This window comes from Staphylococcus caprae, assembly GCF_003966625.1.
Lineage (GTDB): Bacteria > Bacillota > Bacilli > Staphylococcales > Staphylococcaceae > Staphylococcus > Staphylococcus caprae.
Map to the genome: position 1 here is coordinate 2,416,699 of NZ_AP018587.1, position 19,543 is coordinate 2,436,241.

Annotated in this window: 14 protein-coding genes, 9 tRNA genes and 4 rRNA genes; 2 read left to right on the forward strand and 25 right to left on the reverse strand. The window is 39.6% G+C overall.

What is annotated here, in order from left to right:
* Positions 1-10: 10 nt before the first annotated feature.
* Genes JMUB898_RS11670 through JMUB898_RS11680 form a run of 3 tightly spaced genes read right to left on the reverse strand, consistent with a single transcriptional unit; the run spans position 11 to position 2,053 of the window.
* A complete protein-coding gene (locus tag JMUB898_RS11670; RefSeq protein ID WP_002441063.1) occupies positions 11-1,015 on the reverse strand; it encodes a protein arginine kinase in 1,005 nt (334 codons plus the stop codon).
* Positions 1,008-1,571 (reverse strand): UvrB/UvrC motif-containing protein, encoded by a 564-nt coding sequence (locus tag JMUB898_RS11675; RefSeq protein ID WP_002441061.1) that lies wholly within the window; start codon positions 1,569-1,571, stop codon positions 1,008-1,010. Before JMUB898_RS11675 ends, JMUB898_RS11670 begins: the two co-directional genes overlap by 8 nt.
* 20 nt (positions 1,572-1,591) lie before the next feature.
* Complete coding sequence (locus tag JMUB898_RS11680; RefSeq protein ID WP_037541112.1) at positions 1,592-2,053, reverse strand: CtsR family transcriptional regulator; 462 nt, start codon at positions 2,051-2,053, stop codon at positions 1,592-1,594.
* A 154-nt stretch (positions 2,054-2,207) separates the two neighbouring features.
* Between JMUB898_RS11680 and JMUB898_RS11685 the strand changes: the two genes are divergently transcribed.
* Positions 2,208-3,422 carry a NupC/NupG family nucleoside CNT transporter gene (locus JMUB898_RS11685; RefSeq protein WP_002441057.1) on the forward strand — a complete coding sequence of 405 codons (1,215 nt, stop codon included), beginning with the start codon at positions 2,208-2,210 and terminating at the stop codon, positions 3,420-3,422.
* Between the two features lie 144 nt (positions 3,423-3,566).
* Here the strand turns inward: JMUB898_RS11685 and pdxT are convergent, their stop codons facing one another.
* Entirely contained in the window at positions 3,567-4,127 is a 561-nt protein-coding gene (pdxT, locus tag JMUB898_RS11690; RefSeq protein WP_002441056.1) for a pyridoxal 5'-phosphate synthase glutaminase subunit PdxT, read from the reverse strand.
* Between the two features lie 3 nt (positions 4,128-4,130).
* Positions 4,131-5,018: a pyridoxal 5'-phosphate synthase lyase subunit PdxS gene (gene pdxS / locus JMUB898_RS11695; RefSeq protein ID WP_002441054.1), complete on the reverse strand. Its 888-nt coding sequence runs from the start codon at positions 5,016-5,018 to the stop codon at positions 4,131-4,133.
* Between the two features lie 97 nt (positions 5,019-5,115).
* Between pdxS and pdxR the strand changes: the two genes are divergently transcribed.
* Positions 5,116-6,495 carry a MocR-like pyridoxine biosynthesis transcription factor PdxR gene (gene pdxR / locus JMUB898_RS11700; protein WP_002441051.1) on the forward strand — a complete coding sequence of 460 codons (1,380 nt, stop codon included), beginning with the start codon at positions 5,116-5,118 and terminating at the stop codon, positions 6,493-6,495.
* 669 nt (positions 6,496-7,164) lie between these two features.
* On the opposite strand, the gene rrf (JMUB898_RS11705) is transcribed toward pdxR, so the two are convergent.
* The 20 genes from rrf (JMUB898_RS11705) to hslO form a co-directional block, all read right to left on the reverse strand.
* Positions 7,165-7,279: ribosomal RNA gene (gene rrf / locus JMUB898_RS11705) — 5S ribosomal RNA — on the reverse strand.
* A gap of 69 nt (positions 7,280-7,348) precedes the next feature.
* Positions 7,349-10,270, reverse strand: a 23S ribosomal RNA gene (locus JMUB898_RS11710).
* A gap of 145 nt (positions 10,271-10,415) precedes the next feature.
* Positions 10,416-10,492: transfer RNA gene (locus tag JMUB898_RS11715), tRNA-Ile, on the reverse strand.
* 97 nt (positions 10,493-10,589) lie between these two features.
* Positions 10,590-12,140: ribosomal RNA gene (locus JMUB898_RS11720) — 16S ribosomal RNA — on the reverse strand.
* Between the two features lie 132 nt (positions 12,141-12,272).
* Positions 12,273-12,348, reverse strand: a tRNA-Ala gene (locus JMUB898_RS11725).
* A gap of 18 nt (positions 12,349-12,366) precedes the next feature.
* A tRNA-Pro gene (locus tag JMUB898_RS11730) sits at positions 12,367-12,440 on the reverse strand.
* Between the two features lie 30 nt (positions 12,441-12,470).
* Positions 12,471-12,544, reverse strand: a tRNA-Arg gene (locus tag JMUB898_RS11735).
* A gap of 10 nt (positions 12,545-12,554) precedes the next feature.
* Positions 12,555-12,643, reverse strand: a tRNA-Leu gene (locus JMUB898_RS11740).
* Between the two features lie 7 nt (positions 12,644-12,650).
* Positions 12,651-12,725: transfer RNA gene (locus JMUB898_RS11745), tRNA-Gly, on the reverse strand.
* 18 nt (positions 12,726-12,743) lie between these two features.
* A tRNA-Lys gene (locus JMUB898_RS11750) sits at positions 12,744-12,816 on the reverse strand.
* Positions 12,817-12,822: 6 nt separating this feature from the next.
* Positions 12,823-12,898 (reverse strand) — tRNA-Thr (locus JMUB898_RS11755).
* Positions 12,899-12,903: 5 nt separating this feature from the next.
* A tRNA-Val gene (locus JMUB898_RS11760) sits at positions 12,904-12,979 on the reverse strand.
* 13 nt (positions 12,980-12,992) lie between these two features.
* Positions 12,993-13,107, reverse strand: a 5S ribosomal RNA gene (gene rrf, locus JMUB898_RS11765).
* Together the 16S, 23S and 5S rRNA genes with 9 tRNA genes alongside form the textbook arrangement of a ribosomal RNA operon.
* Positions 13,108-13,629: 522 nt before the next feature.
* Positions 13,630-15,117, reverse strand: a complete 1,488-nt coding sequence (gene lysS / locus JMUB898_RS11770; RefSeq protein ID WP_002445679.1) for a lysine--tRNA ligase — start codon at positions 15,115-15,117, stop codon at positions 13,630-13,632.
* Between the two features lie 13 nt (positions 15,118-15,130).
* Entirely contained in the window at positions 15,131-15,370 is a 240-nt protein-coding gene (locus JMUB898_RS11775; protein WP_002445680.1) for a tRNA-dihydrouridine synthase, read from the reverse strand.
* On the reverse strand, positions 15,367-15,846 hold the full coding sequence (folK, locus tag JMUB898_RS11780) for a 2-amino-4-hydroxy-6-hydroxymethyldihydropteridine diphosphokinase (protein ID WP_002445681.1): 480 nt from the start codon (positions 15,844-15,846) through the stop codon (positions 15,367-15,369). Before folK ends, JMUB898_RS11775 begins: the two co-directional genes overlap by 4 nt.
* Positions 15,847-16,212, reverse strand: a complete 366-nt coding sequence (gene folB, locus JMUB898_RS11785) for a dihydroneopterin aldolase (RefSeq protein WP_037541880.1) — start codon at positions 16,210-16,212, stop codon at positions 15,847-15,849. It abuts the gene before it with no gap.
* Entirely contained in the window at positions 16,190-16,993 is an 804-nt protein-coding gene (gene folP / locus JMUB898_RS11790; RefSeq protein WP_002445684.1) for a dihydropteroate synthase, read from the reverse strand. The genes folB and folP overlap by 23 nt, the downstream gene beginning before the upstream one ends.
* Positions 16,994-17,304: 311 nt before the next feature.
* Entirely contained in the window at positions 17,305-18,237 is a 933-nt protein-coding gene (cysK, locus tag JMUB898_RS11795) for a cysteine synthase A (RefSeq protein ID WP_002445685.1), read from the reverse strand.
* Positions 18,238-18,557: 320 nt separating this feature from the next.
* Positions 18,558-19,439 carry an Hsp33 family molecular chaperone HslO gene (gene hslO / locus JMUB898_RS11800; protein WP_002445686.1) on the reverse strand — a complete coding sequence of 294 codons (882 nt, stop codon included), beginning with the start codon at positions 19,437-19,439 and terminating at the stop codon, positions 18,558-18,560.
* Between the last annotated feature and the right edge of the window lie 104 nt (positions 19,440-19,543).

Below are 19,543 nucleotides of genomic sequence, written 5' to 3' on the forward strand. Positions count from 1 at the left end.
AAAATACCTCCTATTTTATATGTTCTCTTAATAAATCGGCTCTTTTTTCATTTACTGTTTTATCATCATCTTCATCTATTAAAAATGGTGACTGTATACCTACCATTAATTCATTAAATTTAAAATCATTAAGCGTTATATAATTCAAATCGATACCGAGTTTGACTTCACTTAAGCGATAGGATGCTTCTTCCATTGAGATAATTCTACTATTTTGTAGAATCCCTAGCGAACGATAAACTCTATCAAGCGTTTCTACTGGATTATGCTTATCAAGTCTTTCTCTAATTTGTTTCTCTTCATTGATGATTTGGTTAACGACTTCAGTTAAATTATCAATGATTTCTTCTTCAGTTTTCCCTAAAGTGAGTTGGTTTGAAACTTGATAAATGTGACCATATACTTGCGAACCTTCTCCATAAATACCTCGAATCGTAAATCCAAAACGGTTAATCGTCTGTGCAATGCGGTTCATTCTCTTCATGATGGAAAGTCCAGGCAAATGTAACATGACACTCGCACGCATACCTGTGCCTATATTTGTTGGACAGGTTGTAAGATAGCCTAAATGTTCGTCATAGCTAATATCTAGTTCTTGGTCCAAGTCATCATCAATCTTTGAAGCTCTTTGATATAAATCATTGAGCGACAAGTCAGTTCCTAACGCTTGGATACGAATGTGGTCTTCTTCGTTAATCATCACACTTAGAGATTCATCTTCGTTAAGCAATACTGCAGAGGCTGGTTGTTTAATAAGTTCAGGACTTACAAGATGTTTCGCAACTAATTTCATTTTACTTTGTTGATCCATTGTATCTAAACGTTGTAACTGTAAGTCTGGAAGCGCATCTTGAACTTCATTTATTACTCGAAATCCTTCTTGCTCGGACGGGAACATCAAAGGATGAACATGATTCTCAAGATTTCTTGCTAATCTTATTCTAGAAGAAATGACTACAGGTGCCTCTTCAGTCATTTTCATCCATTGACTAATGTTAGTATGAATGTCACTCATGACGAGACACCTCACTTTCATCTTTTAATGCTTTAATTTCGTCACGAATCACTGCAGCTTCTTCAAAGTTTTGTTCTTCTATTAATTTATTTAGATATTTCGTTTTTTCTTCGATTTGCTTTTTAATTGCAAGTTTCTTATGTGAAGATTGAGGCGTTTTACCTACATGTTCAAATTGTCCACCTTGTACGCGTCGAACGATATCTATAATATCGTCTTTAAACGTTGCGTAGCAGTTAGCACAACCAAATTTACCAACATGCGCGATATCTTTCAGTGTCATATGACATGTCGGACATTGCTTCTCCTCTTTAAACGCCATTTCTTGAAAATTAATACCATGTTTCGTAGCGAGATGTTGTAATATTTGTTTGACCACAAATGCTTCTTCTATATCGTCTTGATGCGAATGGTAAGACGTGTCGTCATGGGATTGATGCCAAGGATTATCGCCTTGAGCACATATTGAGCATACCCATTTTTCATGCGTACCGTCTTTACTTTTAACTGTTAATTTTACTTCCGCTTCATTTAAATGGCAATTTTCGCAAAGCACGTTTAAACACCTCACTTCATTTAATAATAGTTAATCACTGGTAATAATCGTTTTAAAATATTAGCTCTTATAATATCTCTTGCAACGACATCCATTTTTAGTGTTTCTCGATCAATAACTGCTTGTATCATTTTAGCTTCTCTGTCATTAATCAATCCTTTGTCTAATAAACCATCTATTATATAATAAGCTTGTTGTTGTGAAATAGAAGGTCCAATCAATTGAAGTAAGTGATTAATATAACCTGTTGCATCTTTGTTTTCAATTTTAGTGATTCGGATATAACCTCCACCACCGCGTTTACTTTCTATTTCATAACCATGTTCGTTTGTAAAACGAGTCTTAATAACATAATTTAATTGGGAAGGAACACAATCGAATCGTTGTGCAATATTTGCACGTTGGATTTCTACCACATCTTCGTTAGTTTCCTCGAATAAATGTTTAATGTATTGTTCTATGATGTCGGACATGTTATGCATGGATATCACCTCTTTTTGACCTTCTTTGACTTTATTATATGACCACCTTTGACCTTTTTCAACCAATTTGATTTTAAAATTTAAATTTTATGATGTTAGCGCGTTCAATTTATTGTATGATAGAGAATAGAAAAAATTAAAGGAATGAAAAAATATGCATATTGTGATTGGGATTATAGGAATTATTTTCTTTTTAGCACTCGCATTCTTATTTAGTTCAGACAGAAAAAATATACGCTGGAAGTATGTTGGTTTACTATTAGTAATTCAACTTATATTCGCATTTATTTTATTAAAAACACATATCGGAATCAGTGTCATCGGTAGTATTTCGTACGGCTTTAGTTACCTATTAAAGCAAGCAGCTGAAGGTGTCAATTTCGTATTCGGTGGTTTTAAATTTGTAGATCCAAAGAACCCACCATTCTTCTTTAGCGTATTGTTACCTATTGTATTTATTTCAGCACTTATCGGTATATTACAATATACGCGAATCTTACCGCTTATTATTAATTTTTTAGGTTTCTTAATTTCTAAAATTAATGGCATGGGACGTTTAGAATCATATAACGCTGTAGCAGCAGCAATCTTGGGACAATCAGAGGTATTTATTTCATTAAAACAACAACTGCCATACATACCTAAACAACGTTTATATACGTTAACAGCATCAGCTATGTCTACAGTATCGGCATCAATTATCGGTGCATACTTCACGTTAATTGAACCTAAATATGTTGTAACAGCTGTTGTTCTTAATTTATTTGGTGGTTTCATCATCGCGTCAATCATCAATCCTTATAAAGTGAATGAAGAAGATGATAAATTATTAGTTGATGAAAGTGAAACTAAGAACCAATCATTCTTCGAAATGCTCGGGGAATACATTTTAGACGGATTTAAAGTTGCGGTCATCGTAGGCGCAATGTTAATTGGTTATATAGCTATCATCGCTTTATTAAATGGAATCGTCAGCGGTATCTTTAGTTTATTCTCACACGGTGCAATTACATGGAATTTCCAAACATTGATTGGATTTGTCTTTGCTCCATTTGCATTCTTAGCAGGTGTACCATGGCATGACGCTGTTCAATCTGGTTCTATTATGGCGACTAAATTATTATCAAATGAATTCGTTGCAATGCAAGCACTTGGTAAAACACATGGTTTATCTGAACACGCTAAAGGTGTCACTTCAGTATTCTTAGTATCATTTGCTAACTTTAGTTCGATTGGAATTATTTCAGGTGCAATTAAATCATTAAATGATAAAAAAGGTGACGTCGTCGCACGTTTCGGATTAAAACTATTATTTGGCGCAACACTTGTATCATTTATTTCAGCAGCCATCGCAGGATTCTTTATTTAATTCATACTTAATTATTGCAGGAGTAACTTGGGGAGTTACTCTTGCTTTTTTATTTTTTAATTTAGAATTTATACTTTTTTGAAATGCATTTTCCTCAAAATTAAAAACGGCCATCTTCAAGATGACCGCTTTATTAGAAAATGTTCAATCCTTCTTAATCATATGATTAATGAAATATTCAGTTACTCGATAATCATCGGTTAATTCTGGATGGAATGAGACTCCAAGATATTTACCTTGTTTCACTGCCACAATTTTATCGCCTACTCGGCTTAGCACATCAACGCCTTCTTCAACCTGAGCAATATGAGGTGCTCTAATGAATACACCTTCAATATCTTCTGCAATTCCTTTAATATCAAGCTCAGATTCAAAGCTATCGACTTGTCGACCAAATGAATTACGCTCGACGGTGATATCCAACTTCTTCAGATAGCCTGACTCTCCCTCTACATCTTTGGCAAGTACAATTAAACCTGCACAGGTGCCAAACATTGGTAGATCAGAATTCTGTAATACTTCTTTGAATCCGTATAAATCCATTAATCGTCTTAATGTTGTGGACTCTCCACCCGGTAAAATCAATCCATCAATCTCTTCAAGTTGTTCTACTCTTTTCACTGCAATGCCTTCATGACCACTTAATTCTATATGACGAATGTGTTCACGAACCGCACCTTGCAACGCTAATACACCTATTTTCATAAATTACCAACCACGCTCTTGCATACGTTCTTCTAATGAAATTTGGTTAATATCTAAACCTTTCATAGCTGTGCCAAGCTCACTTGCTAATTTACCAATCAGTTCATAATCTTGATAATGTGTTGTAGCTTGTACAATTGCTTTAGCAAATTTTTCAGGATCTTCTGATTTGAAAATACCTGATCCTACGAATACACCGTCGGCACCTAATTCCATCATTAAAGCAGCATCTTGGGGCGTTGCTACACCACCTGCTGCAAAGTTAACTACTGGAAGACGACCTTTATCCTTAATTTGCTTTAATATTTCAAAAGGCGCACCTAATTCTTTCGCAAATGTCATGATTTCATCATCGTTCATAACAGTCAGACGACTCACTTCAGCATTTACACGGCGCATATGACGAACAGCTTCAACAATATTACCTGTACCTGGTTCACCTTTAGTTCGTAACATTGCTGATCCCTCACCAATACGGCGTGCAGCTTCACCTAGGTTACGACATCCGCATACAAAAGGTACTGTAAATTGATCTTTTCTTAAGTGATATTCTTCATCAGCTGGAGTTAATACTTCAGATTCATCAATGTAATCGACACCCATTGCTTCTAATACTCTAGCTTCAGTAATATGTCCAATGCGGGCTTTAGCCATAACAGGTATTGACACTGCGTTCATTACTTCCTCAACAATTTTAGGATTAGCCATGCGTGCTACACCGCCTGCTGCTCTGATGTCTGATGGAACGCGTTCTAGTGCCATAACTGCAACCGCACCTGCTTCTTCAGCAATCTTAGCTTGTTCTGCATTGACAACGTCCATAATGACGCCACCTTTTTGCATTTCAGCCATTCCTCTTTTTACTCGTTCTGAGCCAACAATTTTTGACATGTTATTTACCCCTTTACTTCTTGATTAAATTCATTTTAAAAGATAAACTGATATTTAAAAAGGTACAATTTGCACATAAAACAAGGGGCCAGTTTATATGAAATCAACACAACCACTTTACTTATCCCTATATGAAAAATTAAAAAAACAAATTATTGAAGGTCTATACCATTCTAATGATAAATTTCCTTCTAAACGACAACTGAGCGAACATTTATCAATGAGTCATACGACTATTGAACATGCATATCAACTACTATTAGATGAGGGGTTTATTTATTCAAAACCTAGATCAGGTTATTATGTATCAGATATAGAATCTCTACCTGTTGTCAATACAGAGTCTTATCATGATTATATGGGGAATGAAATCAATGAAGAAACTTATAACAATGATGGGCCTCAATACGCTTTTAACCTAGCTGAAATAGATTCAGAAAGCTTCCCTATGCACATATTCAGAAAATATGCCAAAGATGTCTTCGAAGATGATCAACTCGATCTATTACAACGTGGCGAAGTTCAAGGAGTTTATGCGTTACGACAACAAATTGCACATTACTTATTTAACAGTAGAGGCGTAACATGTCATCCTAATCAAATCATCATTGGTTCTTCTACGAGTCAACTGCTTGATATGATTACCAACTTACTGAAACATGAAAAATTTATTATTGAGAAACCAAGTTACCCTCCAATTAAACACGTTTTAGATAAAAAGAATATGAATTACTTACAAGTTCCAGTTGATAAAAACGGTATACAAATCCAACCTATACTAAATTCACAAAATAACGTCTTATATATTACACCATCCCACCAATTTCCAACTGGCCACGTCACTAATCTCAAAAAAAGAACGCAACTTATCCAGTGGGCTCAAAAAGATACGCATCGTTATATTATTGAAGATGATTATGATTCAGAGTTTAGATACTTTGGCAAACCAATTCCAGCTTTACAAAGTTTAGATACTAAAGGAAAAGTTATATATATCAGTACATTTTCAAAATCACTATTTCCTAGTTGTAGAATTGCATACATAGTACTGCCTGAAAAAGTAATGAACACTTATAAACAAAGAAGATTTAAAGAAGGAAATACTGTACCCGTTCATCTTCAACATATGGTTGCAAGATTCATGAGTAGTGGCAGCTTTGAAAGACATTTAAATAAAATGCGAAGAATTTATAGAGATAAATTGAATTATATATTAAAAAAACTCGCCCAATATAGTGAACAGTTAAAAATAGAAGGCGCTTTGACTGGTATGCATTTCACCTTAACTGTAATGAATGGTTTGAGTGTACCCCAATGCTTAGAGAAAGCAAAAAAGAACAATCTAAAATTAGAATTGTATAACTATGAAGATAAACCTTCTATATATCCTAAATTCATTTTAGGTTTCGGCGGGATTAAACAAGATGAGTTAGAAGACCATGTGAACGCCCTGATTAACTCGTTAATTATAAAGTAACACTTCTTTTTTAAAAGTTAGTGTTACTTATGCGATAGCTTTTAGGCTATCGTATTTTAATTAACATTTGTGAAAAGAATCATTCTTTCTCCATAGCTAATAGACTACGTACCTTCGGGGCGCCGATTGATTTTTAGGCATAAAAAAAGAGACCTTTCGGTCTCGATTCGGCTCATCGCATCCATACGATTTACTTGCCTGGCAATTATTTCAGTGGTTCTTAATGGCTTTATGCCATTAAGTAAGAGGGAGTGGAACAGAAATATAATTTAACAAAATTATTTTCGTTGTCCCACCCCGGCAAGGATGGCTAGAATTGAAAGAAGCTTGATATAAGCGCACTTTCAATTCAGACATCTACTGCCAATATGTTAAAGAAAACTGAGACAATTAATTATGCCTCAACCTCCTTTAGACGTAAGCCGGGCTACCATCTGGCGCTAAGGTGCTTCCTCTGCTTGAGTCAAGCGTTCGCATCTTTCTTCATTCGCGTCTCTCGCTGACTCATTTAGCTCGACTAAACTCGTGGCGCTCGTTCCTTAATTCATCAGCTTCAATCGCTTTCTCTTCGCAGAGAATCATTCTTTCTCCATAGCTAATAGACTACGTACCTTCGGGGCGCCGATTGATTTTTAGGCATAAAAAAAGAGACCTTTCGGTCTCTGACTTGCCTGGCAACGTCCTACTCTAGCGGGACGTAAGCCCGACTACCATCGGCGCTAAGGAGCTTAACTTCTGTGTTCGGCATGGGAACAGGTGTGACCTCCTTGCCATTGTCACCAGACAAGTGAATGAATTATACATTCAAAACTAGATAGTAAGTAATGATTTTGCGTCGCAAAACATTTTAAAATTGATTAAGTCTTCGATCGATTAGTATTCGTCAGCTCCACGTGTCGCCACGCTTCCACCTCGAACCTATTAACCTCGTCATCTTCGAGGAATCTTATAACCGAAGTTGGGAAATCTCATCTTGAGGGGGGCTTCATGCTTAGATGCTTTCAGCACTTATCCCGTCCATACATAGCTACCCAGCTATGCCGTTGGCACGACAACTGGTACACCAGAGGTATGTCCATCCCGGTCCTCTCGTACTAAGGACAGCTCCTCTCAAATTTCCTACGCCCACGACGGATAGGGACCGAACTGTCTCACGACGTTCTGAACCCAGCTCGCGTACCGCTTTAATGGGCGAACAGCCCAACCCTTGGGACCGACTACAGCCCCAGGATGCGATGAGCCGACATCGAGGTGCCAAACCTCCCCGTCGATGTGAACTCTTGGGGGAGATAAGCCTGTTATCCCCGGGGTAGCTTTTATCCGTTGAGCGATGGCCCTTCCATGCGGAACCACCGGATCACTAAGTCCGTCTTTCGACCCTGCTCGACTTGTAGGTCTCGCAGTCAAGCTCCCTTATGCCTTTACACTCTGTGAATGATTTCCAACCATTCTGAGGGAACCTTTGAGCGCCTCCGTTACCTTTTAGGAGGCGACCGCCCCAGTCAAACTGCCCGCCTGACACTGTCTCCCACCACGATAAGTGGTGCGGGTTAGAAAGCCAACACAGCTAGGGTAGTATCCCACCAACGCCTCCACGTAAGCTAGCGCTCACGTTTCAATGGCTCCTACCTATCCTGTACAAGCTGTGCCGAATTTCAATATCAGGCTACAGTAAAGCTCCACGGGGTCTTTCCGTCCTGTCGCGGGTAACCTGCATCTTCACAGGTACTATGATTTCACCGAGTCTCTCGTTGAGACAGTGCCCAAATCGTTACGCCTTTCGTGCGGGTCGGAACTTACCCGACAAGGAATTTCGCTACCTTAGGACCGTTATAGTTACGGCCGCCGTTTACTGGGGCTTCGATTCGTAGCTTCGCAGAAGCTAACCACTCCTCTTAACCTTCCAGCACCGGGCAGGCGTCAGCCCCTATACATCACCTTACGGTTTAGCAGAGACCTGTGTTTTTGATAAACAGTCGCTTGGGCCTATTCACTGCGGCTCTTCTGGGCGTGAACCCTAAAGAGCACCCCTTCTCCCGAAGTTACGGGGTCATTTTGCCGAGTTCCTTAACGAGAGTTCGCTCGCTCACCTTAGAATTCTCATCTTGACTACCTGTGTCGGTTTGCGGTACGGGCACCTGTTATCTATCTAGAGGCTTTTCTCGGCAGTGTGAAATCAACGACTCGAGGAAACAATTTCCTCTCCCCATCACAGCTCAGCCTTACGAGTGCCGGATTTGCCTAACACTCAGCCTTACTGCTTGGACGTGCACTCCAACAGCACGCTTCGCCTATCCTACTGCGTCCCCCCATCGATTAAAACGATACTAGGTGGTACAGGAATATCAACCTGTTATCCATCGCCTACGCCTGTCGGCCTCAGCTTAGGACCCGACTAACCCAGAGCGGACGAGCCTTCCTCTGGAAACCTTAGTCAATCGGTGGACGGGATTCTCACCCGTCTTTCGCTACTCACACCGGCATTCTCACTTCTAAGCGCTCCACATGTCCTTGCGATCATGCTTCAACGCCCTTAGAACGCTCTCCTACCATTGTCCTACGGACAATCCACAGCTTCGGTAATATGTTTAGCCCCGGTACATTTTCGGCGCAGTGTCACTCGACTAGTGAGCTATTACGCACTCTTTAAATGATGGCTGCTTCTAAGCCAACATCCTAGTTGTCTGGGCAACGCCACATCCTTTTCCACTTAACATATATTTTGGGACCTTAGCTGGTGGTCTGGGCTGTTTCCCTTTCGAACACGGACCTTATCACCCATGTTCTGACTCCCAAGTTAAATTGATTGGCATTCGGAGTTTGTCTGAATTCGGTAACCCGAGAGGGGCCCCTCGTCCAAACAGTGCTCTACCTCCAATAATCATCACTTGAGGCTAGCCCTAAAGCTATTTCGGAGAGAACCAGCTATCTCCAAGTTCGATTGGAATTTCTCCGCTACCCTCAGTTCATCCGCTCACTTTTCAACGTAAGTCGGTTCGGTCCTCCATTCAGTGTTACCTGAACTTCAACCTGACCAAGGGTAGATCACCTGGTTTCGGGTCTACGACCAAATACTCAACGCCCTATTCAGACTCGCTTTCGCTACGGCTCCACATTTGCTGCTTAACCTTGCATCAGATCGTAACTCGCCGGTTCATTCTACAAAAGGCACGCCATCACCCATTAACGGGCTCTGACTACTTGTAAGCACACGGTTTCAAGTTCTCTTTCACTCCCCTTCCGGGGTACTTTTCACCTTTCCCTCACGGTACTGGTTCACTATCGGTCACTAGAGAGTATTTAGCCTTAGGAGATGGTCCTCCTAGATTCCGACGGAATTTCACGTGCTCCGTCGTACTCAGGATCCACTCAAGAGAGAATATGTTTTCGACTACAGGATTTTTACCTTCTTTGATTCATCTTTCCAGATGATTCGTCTAACATGTTCTTTTGTAACTCCGTATAGAGTGTCCTACAACCCCAACAAGCAAGCTTGTTGGTTTGGGCTCTTCCCGTTTCGCTCGCCGCTACTCAGGGAATCGATTTTTCTTTCTCTTCCTCCGGGTACTAAGATGTTTCAGTTCTCCGGGTCTGCCTTCTGACATGCTATGAATTCACGTGTCGATAACATGACATCACTCATGTTGGGTTCCCCCATTCGGAAATCTCTGGATCAACGCTTACTTACAGCTACCCAAAGCATATCGTCGTTAGTAACGTCCTTCTTCGGCTTCTAGTGCCAAGGCATCCACCGTGCGCCCTTAATAACTTAATCTTTAAGATATGTTATTAATCTGTGAGTGTTCTTTCGAACACTAGCGATTATTTATGAATTCAAGCTTATTTAAAACTCTATTCACTCGGTTTTGCTTGGTAAAATCTATTTACTTACTTATCTAGTTTTCAATGTACAATATAAATGGTGGGCCTAAGTGGACTCGAACCACCGACCTCACGCTTATCAGGCGTGCGCTCTAACCAGCTGAGCTATAGGCCCATTATTAAAAAGAATGTCATAAACATTCAAAACTGAATACAATATGTCACGTTATTCCTTTTCATCTTCGTAGAAGATGTTCCGAATATATCCTTAGAAAGGAGGTGATCCAGCCGCACCTTCCGATACGGCTACCTTGTTACGACTTCACCCCAATCATTTGTCCCACCTTCGACGGCTAGCTCCAAAAGGTTACTCCACCGGCTTCGGGTGTTACAAACTCTCGTGGTGTGACGGGCGGTGTGTACAAGACCCGGGAACGTATTCACCGTGGCATGCTGATCCACGATTACTAGCGATTCCAGCTTCATGTAGTCGAGTTGCAGACTACAATCCGAACTGAGAACAACTTTATGGGATTTGCTTGACCTCGCGGTTTCGCCACCCTTTGTATTGTCCATTGTAGCACGTGTGTAGCCCAAATCATAAGGGGCATGATGATTTGACGTCATCCCCACCTTCCTCCGGTTTGTCACCGGCAGTCAACTTAGAGTGCCCAACTTAATGATGGCAACTAAGCTTAAGGGTTGCGCTCGTTGCGGGACTTAACCCAACATCTCACGACACGAGCTGACGACAACCATGCACCACCTGTCACTCTGTCCCCCGAAGGGGAAAACTCTATCTCTAGAGGGGTCAGAGGATGTCAAGATTTGGTAAGGTTCTTCGCGTTGCTTCGAATTAAACCACATGCTCCACCGCTTGTGCGGGTCCCCGTCAATTCCTTTGAGTTTCAACCTTGCGGTCGTACTCCCCAGGCGGAGTGCTTAATGCGTTAGCTGCAGCACTAAGGGGCGGAAACCCCCTAACACTTAGCACTCATCGTTTACGGCGTGGACTACCAGGGTATCTAATCCTGTTTGATCCCCACGCTTTCGCACATCAGCGTCAGTTACAGACCAGAAAGTCGCCTTCGCCACTGGTGTTCCTCCATATCTCTGCGCATTTCACCGCTACACATGGAATTCCACTTTCCTCTTCTGCACTCAAGTTTTCCAGTTTCCAATGACCCTCCACGGTTGAGCCGTGGGCTTTCACATCAGACTTAAAAAACCGCCTACGCGCGCTTTACGCCCAATAATTCCGGATAACGCTTGCCACCTACGTATTACCGCGGCTGCTGGCACGTAGTTAGCCGTGGCTTTCTGATTAGGTACCGTCAAGACGTGCATAGTTACTTACACATTTGTTCTTCCCTAATAACAGAGTTTTACGATCCGAAGACCTTCATCACTCACGCGGCGTTGCTCCGTCAGGCTTTCGCCCATTGCGGAAGATTCCCTACTGCTGCCTCCCGTAGGAGTCTGGACCGTGTCTCAGTTCCAGTGTGGCCGATCACCCTCTCAGGTCGGCTACGCATCGTTGCCTTGGTAAGCCGTTACCTTACCAACTAGCTAATGCGGCGCGGATCCATCTATAAGTGACAGCAAGACCGTCTTTCACTGTTGAACCATGCGGTTCAACATGTTATCCGGTATTAGCTCCGGTTTCCCGAAGTTATCCCAGTCTTATAGGTAGGTTATCCACGTGTTACTCACCCGTCCGCCGCTAACGTCAGAGGAGCAAGCTCCTCGTCTGTTCGCTCGACTTGCATGTATTAGGCACGCCGCCAGCGTTCATCCTGAGCCAGGATCAAACTCTCCATAAAAAATTATGATGTTTGATTAGCTCATAAATACTAAATAGTTTGTAACTCTCGTTACTGTTTGTTTGGAATTAACGTTGACATATTGTCATTCAGTTTTCAATGTTCATCTACATATTAAGAGTAAAATATAAATGGTGGAGACTAGCGGGATCGAACCGCTGACCTCCTGCGTGCAAAGCAGGCGCTCTCCCAGCTGAGCTAAGCCCCCAAAGTATTTAGAAAGAAGTCGGGAAGACAGGATTCGAACCTGCGACCCCTTGGTCCCAAACCAAGTGCTCTACCAAGCTGAGCTACTTCCCGTATGTAGTTAAATAATCAATAATAAAATAGCGCGCCCGATAGGAGTCGAACCCATAACCTCTTGATCCGTAGTCAAACGCTCTATCCAGTTGAGCTACGGGCGCTTTATTAAGATGGTGCCGAGGACCGGAATCGAACCGGTACGGTGATCTCTCACCGCAGGATTTTAAGTCCTGTGCGTCTGCCAGTTCCGCCACCCCGGCAAAATAATGGAGCGGAAGACGGGATTCGAACCCGCGACCCCCACCTTGGCAAGGTGGTGTTCTACCACTGAACTACTTCCGCATATTAATAAAATCGTAATGAGCCATAGAGGATTCGAACCTCTGACCCTCTGATTAAAAGTCAGATGCTCTACCAACTGAGCTAATGGCTCAAAAGATGGTGCCGGCCAGAGGACTTGAACCCCCAACCTACTGATTACAAGTCAGTTGCTCTACCAATTGAGCTAGGCCGGCTATCATGGTGGAGAATGACGGGTTCGAACCGCCGACCCTCTGCTTGTAAGGCAGATGCTCTCCCAGCTGAGCTAATTCTCCGATTTATAATATTGCCTGGCAACGTCCTACTCTAGCGGAACGTAAGTCCGACTACCATCGGCGCTAAGGAGCTTAACTTCTGTGTTCGGCATGGGAACAGGTGTGACCTCCTTGCCATTGTCACCAGACAAAATTAACTTACTTTATTAATAATACACACTTTTTAAAGTCTTTGCAACGGTCAATTTTACACTCCGTTAAAATTCCGTTTACATTTTCGTAACAAGTGCGCTCGTTTTTGACGACTTTTATATGTTACTTCATTCAGACAAACAAGTCAACACTTTTATAAACATTTTTAAAAAATAATGTCGGAAAGTTCTTTATATAACTTGCTTCTTTTCACTCGTAATATTCTATCACATGATATCAGCTAAATCTATATCAATATTTTCAATTTTATACTGCATTTGTATATTTTATTGTGAAAATAACCAGTCTTTTCAACAAAGATAAGTCAATAACTAACCAATCGAAACGAAACAACTCTTTCGACCTAGTAACAATTACCTACAACATATGACTTGAATATGTATTTTCACTTCATCTATTTCCTTAACCACCTCTATTAATTAGGTCGACTTTCATAATAAAAAAACACTGATCACATAAATGCGACCAGTGCTGTATATAACATAATGTTAGACTTATTATTTCTGTCTCATATATGGGAATAATAATACGTCTCTGATTGATGGTGAATCTGTAAGTAGCATGACTAGACGATCAATACCGATACCTAAACCGCCTGTTGGAGGCATACCATATTCTAGCGCTTCAATGTAATCTTCATCCATTTCATGCGCTTCATCATTACCCTGCTCTTTCTCAACAAGTTGTGCTTCGAAACGTTCACGTTGATCGATTGGGTCATTAAGTTCAGTAAAGGCATTCGCGTGTTCTCTACCTACAATAAACAATTCAAAACGATCAGTAAATCTTGGATCTTCTGGGTTCTTTTTAGCTAAAGGAGAGATTTCAATTGGATGACCATAAATGAATGTTGGTTGAATTAATGTTTCTTCAACTTTTTGTTCGAAAAATTCATTTAAAATATGACCATATTTCATGTTTTCAGTAATTTCAATACCGTGTTCCTTAGCAAGTGCAACCGCTTCTTCGTCTGATTGAACATCATAGAAGTTCACTCCAGTTGCTTCTTTAACTGCATCTACAATGTGAAGTCTTCTCCAAGAAGATTCTAAATCGATTTCTTCACCATTATATTGAACTTTAGCTGAACCGAAAACTTCTTGAGCAATGTGTCTGACCATACTTTCAGTTAAATCCATAATATCATGATAATCAGCATACGCTTCGTATAATTCAATCATTGTAAATTCCGGATTATGACGAGTAGAAACGCCTTCGTTACGGAATACGCGTCCGATTTCATAAACTTTTTCTAAACCACCAACAATTAAACGTTTCAAGTGTAATTCAATGGCAATACGCATATATAACGTAGCATCTAATGCATTATGGTGTGTAACGAATGGGCGTGCTGCAGCACCACCAGCGATTTGATGCATCATAGGTGTTTCAACTTCTAAGAAACCTTGTTTATTTAAATAATTACGCATTTCTTGAATGATTTTACTACGATTAATGAATGTACGTGTACTGTCTTCATTTGTAATTAAATCTAAGTAACGTTGACGATATCTTTGCTCAATATCTTGTAAGCCATGGAACTTATCTGGTAAAGGACGTAATGATTTAGATAATAATGTAAACGACTTAGCTTTAACTGATATTTCTCCAGTATTCGTCTTAAACATGACACCTTCAATACCTACGATGTCACCTAAGTCAGCGATTTTCCAAATATCAAATTGTTCTTCTCCAACTTGATCTTTTCTTACATATATTTGAATTTGTCCTGATAGATCTTGAATATGAGCAAATCCAGCTTTACCTTTACCACGTTTTGTCATTAAACGACCTGCAATTGCAACGTGACTTTCGTCTTCTTTTTCATGTAATTCTTCTTTTGAGTATTGATCCCATTGCGCTTTCAGTTCACTAGAAGTCGCACTACGATCGAAACGATGTCCGAACGGATCAATTCCTAAATCAATTAATTCTTGTAGTTTTTGACGACGGACCTGCATTTGGTCATTCATTTCTTCTGACATAACTTTCTCTCCTTTAAGCTTCTTGTATTTCTATAGATTGTTCCATGCGTTCTTGTTGGGAATTTTGTAAAACATCTCTTATTTCAGGTTCGATTTCAGCTTCGTTTAGAGCTTCAGTTGTTTGACCGTTACCTTTGACACCCTTAAGATACCATGAAGCATGATTTCTCATTTCCATAACGCCAATCTTCTCACCTTTTAATTCTACAAGACGGCGCAAATGTAATAAAGCAATTTCTACTTTATCTCTCATTTCTTATACTTCTTAACTGTATCGTCTGCCGTTACTAAATTTCCAATAGTTTGATTGGAACGAGGTTCGATTTGATTTGAGGCAATATCATTCAAAGGTATAAGTACAAACGAACGTTCATTCATTCTCGGATGTGGTACCGTTAAATTTTCTTCTTCAATAATTTGATTGCCATATAATAATATGTCTACATCTAGAGTTCTTGGCCCCCAACGTACGACTCTCACACGATGTAATTGTTGCTCGGTCTCTAAGCAACATGACAAGAGTTCGCGAGGTGCCAATGTCGTTTCTATTTCAACACATAAATTTAAAAAGTTAGGTTGCTCAGTATATCCCACCGGTTCAGTTTCATAAATATCGGAGACTTGAGTCACTTTAATACCTTCAAAGTTATTCAGAATCTTTATCGCTTCATCGAGTTGAGCTTCACGTTCTCCAATGTTACTCCCTAAACCTAAAAAAGCTTTAACCATTTAGCAATTCTCCCTCACTATTTCAATTCCAACGCCGTCATAATGGCCTGGGATGGGTGGGTTTTCTTTAGTAATTCTAACTTTCGTTTCCATTACACGATTATAGTGTGAATTTATACGTTTTGCAATACGTTCAGCCAGATGTTCAATTAACTTAGAAGGCTCACCTTCAACGATAGTCTTCACATCTTCAAACACTTCTCCATAATTCACTGTATCTTCTACATCATCTGATTGGCCTGCATCTTTCAAATCGACTTTCAAAGTAACATCTACAATGAATACTTGACCGATTTCATTTTCAGCTGGCAATACTCCATGATACCCGTAAAAACGCATACCATTAAGAAAGATTATGTCGTTCATATTCATTCTCCTTTAAGAAATCCATACTCTGAGCTAAACGGGCATTCAATTGAACGTTATGAACTCGAACAGCTTTAACACCTTTCATTATACCATAGGCAGTCGTTGCTGCTGTTGCTTCATCTCTTTCTAAAGGCGTGGTATCCGTACCAATCATTTCTTTAATGAATCTTTTTCGACTCGTCGCTAGTAATATAGGATACTCAGTCGCTACAAGCTCATCCAAACGTGCCATTACTTCATTTTCTTCTTCGCGCGTTTTCGCAAATCCAACACCTGGATCCAACCATATCTTTCCTTGAGGAATACCAGCCATTTCTGCTTTGTTAGCTTGAGCCATGAGCGACATGAGCATTTCGTCTACAACTGGGTCATCTCTATGTCCGTCTCCATTATGCATTAGGACGATTTCCGCTTCATAGTGAGCTACAACTTTAAACATTTTAGGATCATATAATCCAGCCCATTGATCATTAATGATCGAAGCACCTAATTTAAGACATGCTTCAGCAACTTCACTACGAAATGTATCTACAGAGATTTGTACGTCATATTGTGAGATTGCTTCAACAACTGGTATCACTCTCTCCATTTCTTCCTCTAATGTTACTTCTTCATGGCCTGGTCGTGTTGAAACGCCGCCTACATCGACAATATCCACGCCCTCATCCATCATCTCTTTGACGCGTTCAATCGCTTTATCAACCGAATTATATTGACCTCCATCCGAGAATGAATCAGGCGTGACGTTCAGTATGCCCATAATTTTTGTTTTCGCCATTTGCTTCACCTTTTTTCTAATTTATAACTTTATTTGTAGATGTATATGTATTTTTCTTAATTTTGAAAATTAAAATACAAATACTACACGACTTACTATCAATCATATCATTCATAGACTACGCTTTTGAGTATATTTTTCATTTTTAATTAAAAATATAAAATTACAGAACATGATATGTTTTCACAATAACAAAAAAGACGAAGATGCAGGGCCAATCAGTCTTTACAATATCAATGTTCAAAATACATCGATATCATAGCAACTTAGCCAACATCTTCGTCTATATATATAACTTTAATTATTTAATATTAGTCATCAAATGAATATAAAGGAGTAGATAGGTAACGTTCACCATTACTTGGTAATACTGTTACAACTGTTTTACCTTTACCTAATTCTTTTGCTTTTTGGATAGCAGCATAGATTGCAGCACCTGAAGAAATACCAGCTAAGATACCTTCTTCTTTAGCTACTCGACGAGCCATATCCATTGCAGTCTCATTACCAACTTTAATAATACTATCATAAATTTCAGTGTTGAGTGTATCAGGTACGAATCCTGCACCTAAACCTTGTAATTTATGTGGACCAGGTTCGCCACCGCTTAATACAGGAGAAGCTTCTGGTTCAATCGCCACGATTTGAACGTTAGGATATTCTTTTCTTAAGACTTTACCAACACCTGAAAGTGTACCACCTGTACCTACACCTGCTAAGAAAGCATCAATTTCTTTACCTTCAAATTGCTCTACTAATTCTGGACCAGTTGTAAGTTCATGGATTTCAGGGTTAGCAGGGTTTTCGAATTGTTGAGGTTCGAAATAGCCGTGTTCTTCTTTAAGTTCTTTCGCTTTTTTAATAGCACCTTTCATTGCTTCTGACCCTGGAGTTAATACAAGTTCTGCACCATAAGCTTTTAATAAGTTACGACGCTCTTGACTCATTGTTTCAGGCATTGTGAAGACAGCTTTATAACCTTTTGCTGCACATACAAATGCTAAACCGATACCTGTGTTACCACTTGTTGGTTCTACAATTGTGTCGCCAGGTTTAATTTTACCTTCGCGTTCGGCTTTTTCAATCATTGCTAATGCGATACGGTCTTTAACTGAGCCACCTGGATTTTGATATTCTAATTTGACATAAATATCTGCTGCGTCTTCATCAACTACGTTTCTTAATTTAACTACAGGTGTGTTACCAATAATTTGTGTAACGTTATCTACGGGTTTTTGTGCCATTAAAAACACTCCTTTTTGTTATATAATTATAAAACTTAGTTTTCCTATCGGATATAGATTTATTCTATCAGAATTTTCTAAAAAGAGAAACAGAATTGTCTTGTCCTCAATAAAAAACCTATACTTAACATATACATTAGAATTTTTCCCTACAGAAATCAAATTAAACGTAAGGAGATAACTGAACCATGAATGAAGATTAACTACTACGATACCGTCAAATTGGTGATATCGAAAACGTCAATCTTAAATTTCATGGGTTCAACTATCTCCCCTAAACATACTTTTCAGCTATTATTCAATCCCATTTAGCGTCATACTTACTTCATTGTCGCTAATAAATCTTCTAATTCGCCTTCACTATATTGATATTTATTACCACAGAAATGACAAACTGCTTCAGCACCATGATCTTCATCAATCATACTTTGTACTTCTGCTTCACCTAAGCCTTTGATCGCGTTTAAGAATTTTTCATGACTGCAATTACATTCAAATTGTGCAGGCATCGTATCTAAGATTTGAACATTATCTTCTCCTAGAACTTCATTAAGAATACCTTCAGGTGTTAATCCTTGTTCAATTAACTTAGAAACTGGTTGCATTTGATTAATTGCATTCTCTAAACGCGTCACTGTTTCATCTTTAGCCCCAGGCATAACTTGGATAATAAAACCTCCTGCAGCTTTAATTGAGTTATCAGGGTTAACTAGAACACCTAATCCAACTGAAGATGGTGTTTGTTCACTTGTAGCATAATAATAAGTAAAGTCATCTCCAAGTTCACCGGATACTATCGGACTTGCTCCTGAGAAATAGTCTTTCATTCCTACATCTTTAACCACTTGAATTGAGCCATCAGTACCTACTGCACGACTCACATCCAACTTACCTTGCGCATTAAGTGGGAAGTGTGTTTGTGGATGGTCGACATATGCACGTACGTTTCCTGTTGCGTCTGCATCTGCGATAATTCGTCCTATTGGTCCTTTGCCGTCTACTGTAACAGTTAACTTTTGATCGCCTTTTAACATTGCACCCATCATAACTGTTGCAGTCATCGTACGTCCCATTGCAGCTGATGCTGTAGGCCACGTATAGTGTCTAGTTTGTGCTTCTTGCACAGATTCTGTAGTGATTGCTGCATAGGCTCTGATTTCGCCATCATATGCCAATCCTCTTACGATATAATCATGTGTCATTTGTCATTCTCCTTTTAATTTTTAATCTATTTCATAAGTTTTATTTTTAAATTCATTACTGATTGACTATTATACATCTGTTGTTTAGTAATATGAAATGTGTT